The sequence below is a fragment of the Pseudomonas sp. PS01303 genome (assembly GCF_029959385.1).
Taxonomy (GTDB): domain Bacteria; phylum Pseudomonadota; class Gammaproteobacteria; order Pseudomonadales; family Pseudomonadaceae; genus Aquipseudomonas; species Aquipseudomonas rustica.
Genome location: NZ_JASCPK010000074.1, coordinates 16,569 through 28,338, shown reverse-complemented (window position 1 = coordinate 28,338; position 11,770 = coordinate 16,569). Strand labels below are relative to the sequence as shown.

The 11,770-nt window shown below is 57.6% G+C and carries 12 protein-coding genes; 4 read left to right on the top strand and 8 right to left on the bottom strand.

Features of this window, described 5'->3' with window-relative positions; all coding sequences use genetic code 11:
- Nucleotides 1–212: 212 nt before the first annotated feature.
- The 6 genes from flgE to QMX93_RS19085 all read right to left on the bottom strand — a co-directional run bounded on the left by flgE (nt 213) and on the right by QMX93_RS19085 (nt 5,345).
- Nucleotides 213–1,547 (bottom strand): flagellar hook protein FlgE, encoded by a 1,335-nt coding sequence (gene flgE, locus QMX93_RS19110; RefSeq protein ID WP_159812701.1) that lies wholly within the window; start codon nt 1,545–1,547, stop codon nt 213–215.
- A gap of 31 nt (nt 1,548–1,578) precedes the next feature.
- Nucleotides 1,579–2,307, bottom strand: coding sequence for a flagellar hook assembly protein FlgD (flgD, locus tag QMX93_RS19105; RefSeq protein ID WP_282357642.1), 729 nt, complete (start codon nt 2,305–2,307; stop codon nt 1,579–1,581).
- A gap of 15 nt (nt 2,308–2,322) precedes the next feature.
- Nucleotides 2,323–2,766, bottom strand: coding sequence for a flagellar basal body rod protein FlgC (gene flgC, locus QMX93_RS19100; RefSeq protein ID WP_053122816.1), 444 nt, complete (start codon nt 2,764–2,766; stop codon nt 2,323–2,325).
- Nucleotides 2,767–2,769: 3 nt separating this feature from the next.
- The gene (gene flgB / locus QMX93_RS19095) at nt 2,770–3,177 is read right to left on the bottom strand and encodes a flagellar basal body rod protein FlgB (RefSeq protein ID WP_053122819.1); all 408 of its coding nucleotides are present in this window, start codon (nt 3,175–3,177) and stop codon (nt 2,770–2,772) included.
- Between the two features lie 361 nt (nt 3,178–3,538).
- The gene (cheR, locus tag QMX93_RS19090; protein WP_053122821.1) at nt 3,539–4,366 is read right to left on the bottom strand and encodes a protein-glutamate O-methyltransferase CheR; all 828 of its coding nucleotides are present in this window, start codon (nt 4,364–4,366) and stop codon (nt 3,539–3,541) included.
- 46 nt (nt 4,367–4,412) lie between these two features.
- Complete coding sequence (locus QMX93_RS19085) at nt 4,413–5,345, bottom strand: chemotaxis protein CheV (protein WP_159812703.1); 933 nt, start codon at nt 5,343–5,345, stop codon at nt 4,413–4,415.
- An 82-nt stretch (nt 5,346–5,427) separates the two neighbouring features.
- Here QMX93_RS19085 and flgA point away from each other — a divergent pair, with 82 nt between their 5' ends.
- The 4 genes from flgA to QMX93_RS19065 all read left to right on the top strand — a co-directional run bounded on the left by flgA (nt 5,428) and on the right by QMX93_RS19065 (nt 8,027).
- Nucleotides 5,428–6,189, top strand: coding sequence for a flagellar basal body P-ring formation chaperone FlgA (gene flgA, locus QMX93_RS19080; RefSeq protein ID WP_082341472.1), 762 nt, complete (start codon nt 5,428–5,430; stop codon nt 6,187–6,189).
- A gap of 160 nt (nt 6,190–6,349) precedes the next feature.
- Nucleotides 6,350–6,676 carry a flagellar biosynthesis anti-sigma factor FlgM gene (gene flgM, locus QMX93_RS19075; protein ID WP_053122828.1) on the top strand — a complete coding sequence of 109 codons (327 nt, stop codon included), beginning with the start codon at nt 6,350–6,352 and terminating at the stop codon, nt 6,674–6,676.
- A 48-nt stretch (nt 6,677–6,724) separates the two neighbouring features.
- Complete coding sequence (locus tag QMX93_RS19070) at nt 6,725–7,192, top strand: flagellar protein FlgN (RefSeq protein WP_053122830.1); 468 nt, start codon at nt 6,725–6,727, stop codon at nt 7,190–7,192.
- A gap of 88 nt (nt 7,193–7,280) precedes the next feature.
- Nucleotides 7,281–8,027, top strand: a complete 747-nt coding sequence (locus tag QMX93_RS19065) for a flagellar brake protein (RefSeq protein ID WP_282357641.1) — start codon at nt 7,281–7,283, stop codon at nt 8,025–8,027.
- Nucleotides 8,028–9,036: 1,009 nt separating this feature from the next.
- Here QMX93_RS19065 and QMX93_RS19060 read toward each other — a convergent pair.
- Nucleotides 9,037–10,419: an MFS transporter gene (locus QMX93_RS19060; protein WP_282357640.1), complete on the bottom strand. Its 1,383-nt coding sequence runs from the start codon at nt 10,417–10,419 to the stop codon at nt 9,037–9,039.
- A gap of 68 nt (nt 10,420–10,487) precedes the next feature.
- On the bottom strand, nt 10,488–11,729 hold the full coding sequence (locus QMX93_RS19055) for a glutamine synthetase family protein (protein ID WP_282357645.1): 1,242 nt from the start codon (nt 11,727–11,729) through the stop codon (nt 10,488–10,490).
- Nucleotides 11,730–11,770: the final 41 nt, after the last annotated feature.

Genomic DNA, 11,770 nt, shown 5'->3' with positions numbered 1-11,770 from the left:
CCCGGATGAACCCGGAGCGAAGGAACCCGAGCCTTAGCGAGGGCCGGACGTCAGGGCACAGACCTTTTGGTTACTTTTGGGGCGTTTGCCAAAAGTGACCCGCCGTAAGGGCGGAACCATAATCAGCCACCCCCGCAGCAACGGATATAAACCCAAACCCAAAAAAAGCCCCTCAAAAAAGAGGGGCTCTTCTCAAACAGCAAAACCCAAAATCAGGTCATCTGAATAATGGTCTGCATAATCGTGCTCTGCGTAGAAATCGTCTTCGCATTCGCCTGATAGTTACTCTGACCCTTGATCAAATCAACCAACTCATTCGTCAGGTTAACGTTCGACTCCTCCAGCGAGTTCGACGCGATCGAACCCAAAGTCCCGGTCTCCGGCGCATCGTACCCCGGAATACCCGAAGCAAACGTCTCCTTCCAGCTAGTACCACCAACGGCCTGCAAACCCTGCTCGTTAGTGAAACTGGCCAACGCCACCTGCCCAATCGCCTTGCTCTGATTGTTACTGAAGTTGGCGAACAAGGTACCGGTGCCATCAATCGTCAGGTTAGTGATCTGCCCGGTGGCATAACCATCCTGAGTCGGAATCGAACGCGCAGTATCAGCGTTGTACTGAGTAGTCTTGGCCATCGAAATGGTCACACCCGCCGGGTTCGCTGCCGCACCGTTAGGCGTAAACACACCATTGGTCACAGTGCCTGGCTTCCAGTTACTCAGCGTCAAGTCGCTGCTGATAATCGGATTTGCAGGATCCGCCGGATTCGGTGTGCTCACCTGAGTCAACTTGCCCGAGCTGTCGAACGACAACGTCGAAGCCGTCGGCGCCGTCAGGGTTGGATCACTGCCGGTCGCGTCCGGGTTACGGCCGTCAACCAGGGTGTAAACCTTCCAGGTGTTGTCGCTGGTCTTCACCACGTACTGATCCATGACGTGGGAGTTACCCTGGGTGTCATAGATCGGTGTGCTGAACGACTTGGTGTACGTCTCGGCTTTCGACGGATCGAACTTCACCGCGTTGGCGCCGGTATCAACGATCACCGGTGCCGACGAGTTCAGGTTGATGGTCGAGGTCACCGACGAAGTCGATTTCGGTGCCAGATTCGACGTGTCGATTTTCAGGTCAGTCAACACACCGTTGAGAATCTTGCCGTTGGCATCCACACCGTAACCCTGCAGACGCGAGGTGTAATCAGTGTTGGTGATGTAACCGGCGTTGTCGACCTTGAACGTACCGGCACGGGTGTACGACACCGAACCGTTGTTGCTCATGGTGAAGAAGCCCGAACCGTTGATACCCATGTCGAGCACGTTACCGGTGTTGCTGATGTCACCCTGGGTGAACTGCTGCGAAACGTTGGCCAGGCGCACGCCGTTACCAATCACTTTGCTGCCGCTGCCCAGACGAGTCGCCGAGTAGACGTCTTCGAATTCTGCGCGCGAGGATTTGAAACCGGCGGTGGCAACGTTGGCGATGTTGTTGCCGGTCACGTCCAGTTGTTTGTTGGCTGCATAGAGACCGCTAAGGCCGATATTGAAAGACATATTCCACTCCTTTGTGCCGGGTTAATCGGCTCTATATACCAATGGTTTGTACTTTGGACAGGGCAACGGTGCCCTTGCCGGCCAGGTTGAGCATCAGCTCGCCGCCGGTCTGGCTGATGGTCACGCTGTTGACCGTGGCCGGCAGGTAAGTGGCCAGATCCGTTGCGGCGCCATTGATCGGTGCGCTGGCCTTGAAGGTGTAAGTACCGACCGGCACCACGGTGCCGGAAGAATCCTTGCCGTCCCAAGTGAAGCTGGCATCGCCGGCCGCGCGACTGCCCAGGTCGATGGTGCGAACAGCCTTGCCGTCTTTATCGGTGATGGTGACGGTGCCGCCGGCGATCGACGAAGGCACGCTGACCGAACCGGTCAGGCCTTTGGTCGGGTCGTCGAGCTGCGCGGTGTTGGTCTGCACGATCACGTTGCGACCGACCAGCGACGACGCCTGCAACGCTTGCGAGGAGTTGTAGTTGCCGGCCAGCGAGCTGACGGTGCTGTTCAGTGTGGTGATGCCTTCCAGACTGCTGAACTGCGCCAACTGTGCAACGAACGCACTGTTGTCCTGCGGATCGAGCGGGTTCTGGTTTTTCAGCTGGGTCACCAGCAATTGCAGGAACGCATCTTTGCCCAGCGCCTGGCCACCGGTGGCGCTGTTGGTCGCCGAAGCGATGCCGCCGGAGGTGCTGCTGCTGGCCGTCTTCGACGAGTTGGCCAGAATGTCGTTCATGCTCAGGGAGCTGGTGGTATCGGTAACGCTCATGGCAGTCGCCCCTTATTACTGACCGAGGGTCAGTACCTTCTGCATCATGGTTTTGGCGGTGTTCATCATTTCGGCGTTGGTCTGGAACGAACGGCTCGCGGAAATCATGTCAGCCATTTCTTCCACCACGTTGACGTTCGGGTAGTAGACGTAGCCTTTGGCGTCGGCCGCCGGATGGTTCGGCTCGTAACGGGCTTCGAGGTTGCTCTGGTCTTCGACCACACCGAGTACCTGCACGCCCTGCCCCGCGGCGTCCTGACTCTGGAACAGCGAGTTGCTGCCAGCGTTTTGGCCGCCCTGGAACATGGTGGCGAACACCGGGTGACGGGCGCGGTAGGTCTGGTCGATGCTCGAGGAAACGGTTTCGGCGTTGGCGATGTTCGACGCCACGGTGTTCAGACGCGTGGTTTGTGCGCTCATGCCGCTGCCGGCAATGTTGAAAACGCTGGACAGGGACATGGATTACTCTCCGCGCAGGGCTGAGACCAGCCCTTTGAATTTGCTGTTGAGCAGCGTGAAGCTGGCCTGGAAGCCCACGGCGTTTTCCGCGTAGTTGGACTGTTCCAGTTGCGCATCCACGGTGTTCTGGTCGATCGAAGGTTGCATCGGCGTGCGATACAGCAGCGATTCGTCGCCATTGCCCAGGCCTTCAGCTTCGATGTGACGGCTGTTGGTCATGTTCAGGGCGATAGTGCCGTTGGCGTTCTTCTGGGTCTGTGCTTCGAGCACTTTCGAGAAGTCCAGATCCCGCGCCTTGTAGTTCGGGGTATCGGCGTTGGCGATGTTGTTGGCCAGCACTTCGGCACGCTGGGCGCGGAAGCCCAATGCTTTTTCGTGAATGCCGAGCGCTTTATCGAAGCTGATGCTCATGTCGGGAACCTTCAGGTGACCGGTTTTTCGTACATGAGCTTTAGCAAGCCGCGTGCCAAACAGAAGAAACCCCGTAAACCGGGGCTTTGCGGGCAGCCGGCAAAGCGGCAATGCCAGAAAAGCGGCAAGCGGTTTCCGCCAGATGCCGCTTTTCTGCCGCTTGCCGCCCCACACACCTGCGCTTTGTAGGAGCAAGGCTTGCCCGCGAAGGCGTCGAGCCAGTCGACATCAATTAACCAGACATACCGTCTTCGCGGGCAAGCCTTGCTCCTACAGATTTTTTGGTGTCTGGGAGAGTTTCTTCGGGTACAAAAAAACGGGAGCCCCTGAGGACTCCCGTTCGTGTGTTGCCACTCGCCAATCATTTCGCCTGGTAAATAATCCCCGGGCTGCACTGCACCATCTGGTAATGATCCGGCAAACCGTTCAGCGCTTCCGATGCGCCAAGGAACAAATACCCGCCCGGCTTCAGCGTGCTGTGAATGCGCAACAGGATGTCTTTCTTCACTTCGGCAGAAAAGTAGATCAACACGTTGCGGCAGAACACGATGTCGAACTTGCCCAGCGCGGCGTAGCTGTCGAGCAGGTTGAACGAGCGGAACTCGACGCGGCTTTTGATCGGCGCCTTGATCACCCAGCGCCCCGGGCCTTTCGGATCGAAGTAACGCTGCAGACGTTCCGGCGACAAACCACGACCGATGGCCAGGCTGTCGTACTCGCCGGTCTTGCAGTTGTTGAGCATCAGGCCGGACAGATCGGTGGCAACAATCTGCACGCCCATCTTCAACTGACCGAGGTTAGTGCGTTCGAACTCATCGATCGACATCGACAGCGAATACGGTTCCTGACCCGACGAGCACGCCGCCGACCAGATCCGCAGACGCTGGTTAGGGCTGGCCTTGATCGCTTCGGGCAGGACTTTTTTCTTCAAGACTTCAAACGGATAGGTGTCACGAAACCACAGGGTTTCGTTGGTCGTCATGGCATCGACCACCTGCTCACGCAAACCGCTGCGCGGCTGGGTCTGGATGCGCTGCACCAGCTCACCCAGGGATTTGATGCCTTGCTGTTCCATCAGTTTGTTGAGACGGCTCGAGACCAGGTACTGCTTGTTTTCACCGAGCAAAATGCCACAGGCTTTTTCCAGGAAGACCCGGAACTGTTCGAAATCCAAATTACCCGTAGACAATGATGCCGCCTCTTAAATCGTGTTGACCGCCAGGAGCAAAGCGCTCCTAGCTGATATCTGCTGCTTTGATCCGGTCGACTACCCGGGATGCCAGGTCATCAGGGCGGAATTTGGCCAGAAAGTCATCGGCGCCGACTTTCTTGACCATCGCCTGATTGAATACCCCGGACAACGAAGTATGCAGGATGATATGAAGCTTTTGCATGCGTGGGTCGCTGCGGATCTCGGCCGTCAAAGTGTATCCGTCCATCTCCGGCATCTCGATGTCGGAGATCATCATCAGGAACTCTTCTTCCGGCTTTTTGCCCTCATCGACCAGTTTGCGCAGGTAATCCAGCGCCTGTTTGCCGTCGTTGAGCGCCACCACTTCGACGCCGACCGTTTGCAGACAACGCGACACCTGCTTGCGCGCCACTGACGAGTCATCGACCGTCAGCACCCGCAGCGACAACGCTTTGGTCTGGGTCTCGACATCGACCACGCCCACCGAAATCGCTTCCGGCGTCGGCGCAACTTCCGCCAGCACTTTCTCGACGTCGATGATTTCGACTAACTGATTGTCCACCCGAGTCACAGCGGTCAGGTAATGATCGCGACCCGTGCCCTTGGGCGGCGGATGAATCTCTTCCCAGTTCATATTGACGATGCGCTCCACCGAGCGCACCAGGAAACCCTGGGTCTTGGTGTTGTACTCCGTGATGATCACGAACGGGTTGTTCTTGTCTTTCAACGCGCCGGAGCCGGTCGCCATCGCCAGATCAAGGATCGGAATGGTCGCCCCCCGGATATTTGCCACCCCGCACACGACAGGACTGGACTTGGGCATCAACGTCAGCGACGGGCATTGCAGCACTTCCCGCACCTTGAACACGTTGATTCCGTAGAGCTGCTGACCGTCGAGACGGAACAACAACAGCTCCAGGCGATTCTGCCCCACCAGTTGCGTGCGCTGGTTTACCGAATCCATTACACCAGCCATGCCCAGACTCCTACCTCAACGCCAAGTGTTGTTGCGACGCACATTCATTGCTAAACGGCACGGCGCTTGCTTTTTAACTCGTATGAACGCTCAAACGACATTTTTCCGACACCTGACCTCTCCCCTTCGCAAAGGGCTTTGCGCGGTGTCTGCCGCCTGCTGTTTGCTCGCTGGCAGCCCTGCCATTGCGGATTCGGTTACCTTGCCTGACATGCTTATCGGCGTCACTCAGGGCTTTCTTGAGTTCACCGTAGAAGACTATTTGGCAACCAGTCAAACCGAAGGCCGCTACGAGATCGAAGTCAAGCAGCTCGATCCGCGTATGCGCATGCCGATGTGCGACAAGGAATTGACAGCGTCGCTGGAGAACACCCCCCGTCCTTTGGGCCGGGTGACGGTCAAGGTTCGCTGTGAAGGCAGTTCGCCCTGGACGGTGTTCGTGCCCGCTCAAGTCCGCCTGTTTCGCGAGATTGTCACCACCACCCGAGCACTCAGGCGCGCCGGGATTATCGAACCTCAGGACGTGACGTTGCGCGAGCGCGATGTCAGTCAGATCAATCAAGGTTTTCTGACCTCGGTAGACGAAGCGATCGGGCAAAAATTGACCCGACCAACGGTCGCCGATCAGGTGATTACCCAAGTCCACCTGGAACAGGCCGAAGTCGTGCGCAAAGGTGATCAAGTGGTCATCACCGCGCGCAGCGGCACACTCGCCGTGCGCATGCCCGGTGAAGCCCTGTCCAATGGCGGTTTGAAAGAACAGATCCGAGTGAAAAACCTCAATTCGCAACGGGTGATCAAGGCGCAAATCATCGCGCCGGGACAGGTGGAAGTTTCCATGTAAACACCGAGGAGAAAACTGGCGCTGGCCATGGCTGTTCCCTAAACTGTGCCGCAGCAGGACGCGCGCGGGTGCATGCAGCTTTCATTGCTAAATGTGCCTAAAGTTTTCCAGGAGATGGCCGAAAACATGGCAAGCGTCCAAATTCCCAGAGGTTTTTATCATGGTCATCGATTTCAGCCGTTTGAACAGCTCCTCGTCACTGACAGGCAGTACACGTACCAGCGCGCCCAAGGAAACCGCCGAAAACGGCACTTCCGCGCCGCTGAATACCCAGGCCGAAACGGCCAGTACCGCTAAAAGCGGGGAATCGGTACACCTCAGCAATGAGGCTCAACAGTTGCAGAAGGTCACTGACAAGCTGCGCGATCAGCCTGCTGTCGACAAAGCCCGTGTGGCCGAGTTGAAAGCCGCGATTGCCGATGGCAGCTATAAAGTCGACAGCAACCGTGTAGCCAGCAAACTGCTCAACTTCGAAGCCCAGCGCTAGGCTTTTGCCAGCGCGAGGCTTTTGGACGCTTAAAACCCAAGGCCAGCCATGCACGACACTAATTTATTGCAACTGATCAACGACGACTTTGCTCCAGCTCAACAATTGCTGGAGTTATTGCAAACCGAGTCCCTCGCTTTGCACGGTCGCGACATGCCGCTGCTCGAAGAGATTCTGGCAACCAAACAGGCACTGATCATTCTGCTTGAACAGCATGGCCGCAAGCGCAGCGAAATCCTCGTCAGCCTCAACCTGACGCCAGACCGTCAAGGTCTTGAGCAACTGGCCGCGCAATCGAGCGTTGGCCAGCAGCTGCTGACTCAGGGCGACGCCCTGACCGATCTCATCGCCCAATGTCAGGCGGCCAACGTCAAAAACGGCCAGTCGATCCTGATGCAACAGGCCGCGACCAGCAATCAACTGAAGATCCTCACCGGGGGCGAAGCGCCAGCGTTGTATGACGCCAGCGGCACGTTTGCCAAACCCGCGATGCCGCGTCCGCTCAGCCAGGCATGAGTCGTTGATGCGCCAGCTCTATCAACTCGCGAAACATGCTGGCAAAATGCTGGCTAGTCGTCATATTTTGTCTGGAGATTGATAAACCGTGTCCAACGCCCTCAGCGCGGATGATGCTCCGCAGCCTCCTAAGGTGCTCACCACACCTCTGGAAATCTCCAGCAACCTGCGTCAGTTGCAAGACAGCCATGATCCGCTGATCATCACCTTTCACGAGCGCAGCCAGCGTTTCCAGAGCTACCTGATCAAGGTTGACCGCGATACCGCTTCGATTAACCTAGATGAAATGGTGCCACGTGACGGTGAACGCTTTCTGCTGGCGGGCGAGCCGTTCAAGGTTGAGGGTTTCCATGAAGGCGTGCGCATCGCCTGGGAATGCAATGGCACGCTGGACATCGTCGATGCCGACGGCGACCGCTTCTACACCGGCGAACTGCCGACCGAAGTGGTTTACCACCAGCGCCGCAACGCTTTCCGCGCCGCGCTGAAACTGACCGATCTGGTCAACGTCGAACTCGGCGGCGAGAAACTCAAGGCGCCGATCAGCGGCAAGCTGCTGGACATCTCCGCCACCGGTTGCAAGCTGCGCTTTGAAGGCGACATCACTGACCGCCTGCAACTGGGCCAGGTCTACGACCGCCTGATCGCCCCGCCACTGTTCGGCAATCAACCGACTTCGGTTGAACTGCGTTATCTGCATTTCGAAGAAAAACTCAACATCACCTTTGCGGGTCTGCGCTTCCACAACATCAGTGGCCAGGCGGCGCGTAACGTTGAGCGCTTTGTGTATCAGTTGCAGCGTGAAGCACGGCGTTTCGATAAAGACGATATGTGATTCGTTGCGGCAAATAAAAAAAGGGCAGTCCTAGGCGGGACTGCCCTTTTTTGTGCCTGAGAGAATTCAACCAAGAATCTGTGGTGAGTGAGTTCTTGTGGTGAGGGGATTTATCCCCGACCGGCTGCGCAGCAGTCGTAAGACCATGCAATGTGGTGTGTCAGGAAGAATGTACATTCAGGGTTTGGGGCTGCTTCGCAGCCCAGCGGGGATGAATCCCCTCGCCACAGGTTAAGTGTTGCCCTTCAGGGTCTTGCACCTATGTGATTTATAGCGGCGAATAAAAAGGGCAGTCCTTGGCGGGACTGCCCTTTTTTGTGCCCGTGAGAATTCAACCAAGAATCTGTGGTGAGTGAGTTCTTGTGGTGAGGGGATTCATCCCCGACCGGCTGCGCAGCAGTCGTAAAACCATGCAATGTGGTGTGTCAGGAAGAATGTACATTCAGGGTTTGGGGCTGCTTCGCAGCCCATCGGGGATGAATCCCCTCGCCACAGGTTAAGTGTTTCCCTTTAGGGTCTTGCACCTATGTGAATTATTCGCCCGTGAGAATTCAACCAAGAATCTGTGGTGAGTGAGTTCTTGTGGTGAGGGGATTTATCCCCGACCGGCTGCGCAGCAGTCGTAAAACCATGCAATGTGGTGTGTCAGGAAGAATGTACATTCAGGGTTTGGGGCTGCTTCGCAGCCCATCGGGGATGAATCCCCTCGCCACAGGTTAAGTGTTTCCCTTCAGGGTCTTGCACCTATGTGAATTATTCGCCTGTGAGAATTCAACCAAGAATCTGTGGTGAGTGAGCTCTTGTGGTGAGGGGATTTATCCCCGACCGGCTGCGCAGCAGTCGCAAAACCATGCAATGTGGTGTGTCAGGAAGAATGTGGATTCAGGGGTTGGGGCTGCTTCGCAGCCCAGCGGGGATAAATCCCCTCGCCACAAGTAATTCACTCACCACAGGGTTATCCATTCATCATTAAATCTGTGTTCACCACAGGTGAATATTGCAGTCAGAGTCAGGGTCTGGCGCCGCTGATGTCTGGCGTCGGTTTATCGCTGCCATCATCCAGCTCTGTTTCCACCACTGGCTCCGGCGGAGTCTCAGATTCAGGCTCCACTTCCGGCTCAGGCTCGACCGGTGTCTGCATCTGATCCTGCACCACCTGTTCATCCACCCGTGGATCCAGCGCTGCCACCAGCGGTGAGCTCGACATGCTGTCCGGCATCGCCACGTGATGCAGCGGCGCGTCATCAACCTGGTGCAGATTGGTCACGGCTTTCGGGCGAATTCGCCACACCAGCACCAACGCAAAGAAGCTGAAAAACGCATACAGACTCTGGCTGCCGAGAAACTTCATCAACACACCCGCCAGCAACGGCCCGATGCTCGCGCCGACGCCGTACGTCACCAGCAGCATCGCCGTCAGCGAAACCCGGCGATCTCCCTCAACGTGGTCATTGGAAAACGCCACCGCCAGCGGATACAGACAGAACTGCACCAGCGAGCAGAAGAAGCCGACCACAAACAGCACCTCCAGCGGCACTTCCGGCATGATCGCCAACGGCAGCGCCGCCACCGCGAGGAACCCGGCAAAGCAGCGAATCAGCAGAGCACGATCATAGCGATCGGACAACCAGCCCAGCGGCCACTGCACCAGCAGTCCGGCAAAAATGCAGCTACCCATGAACAGACCGACCTGCTCGGTCGAGAGCCCTTGCTGCGAGGCATACAACGGCGCCAGACCGTAAAACGCACCGATGATCAAACCGGCACCCAGCACCGTACTCAGCGACTGCGGCACACGTTTAATGAAGAAGCGCGGTTCCATCGGCGCAGGATGCAGCGGCGCCGGGTGAATCCGTCGGGTCAGCGTCACCGGCACCAGGCACAGGGCGAAACACAGCGCGACCAACATCAACAGCTCCGGCCCCAGCCCAGGGTGCATGACCAGAATTAGTTGACCCAACACCAGCCCCAGATACGAAGCGATCATGTAACCGCTGAACACCATCCCACGCTGATTGGCATCGGCCTGCTCGTTGAGCCAGCTCTCGATCACCATGTATTGGCACATCATGCCCAGACCGACAATCGTCCGCAGCACCAGCCACGCCGGCAGCCAGTCCACCAGACCATGCCCGAGCACCGCCGCACCGACGATCCCGGCGCACGCCGAATAAGCCCGAATATGCCCAACACGGGCGATCAAGCGGTGACCGATCTTGCCGCCCAGCACCAGACCAAAATAGTTGCAGGCCATCAGCGCACCGACCCACAGCCCGTCGACATTGTCGGCGGCCAGGCGCAAAGCCAGATAAGTAGACAAAAGGCCCGAGCCGATCAACATCATCAGCGAGGCGAAATACAGCGCTCGAAAGGATTTCCAGATTTGGCGCATCGGCGTTCCGAGCGGCTCCTTGCAGTAAGTACCGGGCTATCAAACGATAGCCCGGTGGCGACAATTCGTCAGGCCTGGGCTGCTAGAACACGCCGTTCCCAGGGGGTAATTTCATCAAAGAAACTCGTCAACTCCATGGTCTTCGAAGCGATGTAGCCTTCGATGAACTCCTTGCCGAACAGTTCCATGGCCAGTTGGCTACGTTTCAGACGTTCGAGTGCGGCATGCAAGGTACACGGCAGCGACAGATTGTCCGGGACTTCAAATTCGCCCTGAATCGCTTCGGTCGGGTCCAGCTCATGCTCGATGCCATGCAAGCCCGCGGCCAGGCTGGCGGCGATTGCCAGATACGGGTTGGCGTCGGCGCCCGGCAAACGGTTTTCGACGCGACGGGCCACCGGCGAGCTGGCGGGAATCCGTAAACCGGCGGCGCGATTGTCATGTGACCAGCAGGCATTGTTCGGCGACGCAAATGGATGACACAGACGCTGATAGGAGTTCACGTTGGGCGCAAACAGCGCGGTGAATTCAGCCATGCCCGCCTGCTGTCCGCCGATGAAGTGGCGGAACATTGCGGTCGGCTGGCCCTTCTCGTCGCTGAACACATTCTTGCCGCTGCCGATCTCGACGATGCTTTGGTGAATGTGCATCGAACTGCCCGGCGTGTGCGCCAGCGGTTTGGCCATGCATACCACGGTCAGGCCGTGCTTGAGCGCGACTTCTTTGAGCAAGTGTTTGAACAGAAAGGTCTGGTCGGCCAGCAGCAGCGGATCACCGTGCAGCAAGTTGATCTCAAACTGGCTGACGCCCATTTCATGCATAAAGGTGTCGCGCGGCAAACCGAGGGCCGCCATGCATTTATAGACTTCGTTGAAGAACGGCCGCAGACCGTTGTTGGAACTGACGCTGAACGCCGATTGCCCATCCTCGCGGCGACCGTCGAGACCAACGGGTGGGCGGAACGGTTGATTCGGATCGGTATTGGGTGCGAAGACAAAGAATTCCAGCTCGGTCGCCACCACCGGCGCCAGGCCCAACGCCGCATAACGGGCGATGACTTTCTTCAACTGGCCACGGGTCGACAGGTTGGAGCTTTCGCCGGTCAGCTCATCGGCATCGCAGATCGCCCATGCGCGCGGTTCGTCGCTCCATGGCAACGGATGGATCATGCTCGGTTCGGCCACCAGCGCCAGGTCACCGTCATCGCTGCCGTAAAACTTCGCCGCCGGGTAACCGCCCATGATGCATTGCAGCAGCACACCCCGCGCCATCTGCAAACGCCGCCCTTCGAGGAACCCCTCGGCGGTCATCACCTTGCCTCGCGGCACGCCGTTCAAATCCGGCGTGACAC

Excerpts from the sequence above, each read along its gene's own strand:
- flgE (WP_159812701.1), bottom strand. The coding sequence starts at position 1,547 with ATGTCTTTCAATATCGGCCTTAGCGGTCTCTATGCAGCCAACAAACAA.
- flgD (WP_282357642.1), bottom strand. The coding sequence starts at position 2,307 with ATGAGCGTTACCGATACCACCAGCTCCCTGAGCATGAACGACATTCTG.
- flgC (WP_053122816.1), bottom strand. The coding sequence starts at position 2,766 with ATGTCCCTGTCCAGCGTTTTCAACATTGCCGGCAGCGGCATGAGCGCA.
- flgB (WP_053122819.1), bottom strand. The coding sequence starts at position 3,177 with ATGAGCATCAGCTTCGATAAAGCGCTCGGCATTCACGAAAAAGCATTG.
- QMX93_RS19085 (WP_159812703.1), bottom strand. The coding sequence starts at position 5,345 with ATGGCTGGTGTAATGGATTCGGTAAACCAGCGCACGCAACTGGTGGGG.
- flgA (WP_082341472.1), top strand. The coding sequence starts at position 5,428 with ATGAACGCTCAAACGACATTTTTCCGACACCTGACCTCTCCCCTTCGC.
- flgM (WP_053122828.1), top strand. The coding sequence starts at position 6,350 with ATGGTCATCGATTTCAGCCGTTTGAACAGCTCCTCGTCACTGACAGGC.
- QMX93_RS19070 (WP_053122830.1), top strand. The coding sequence starts at position 6,725 with ATGCACGACACTAATTTATTGCAACTGATCAACGACGACTTTGCTCCA.
- QMX93_RS19060 (WP_282357640.1), bottom strand. The coding sequence starts at position 10,419 with ATGCGCCAAATCTGGAAATCCTTTCGAGCGCTGTATTTCGCCTCGCTG.
- QMX93_RS19055 (WP_282357645.1), bottom strand. The coding sequence starts at position 11,729 with ATGACCGCCGAGGGGTTCCTCGAAGGGCGGCGTTTGCAGATGGCGCGG.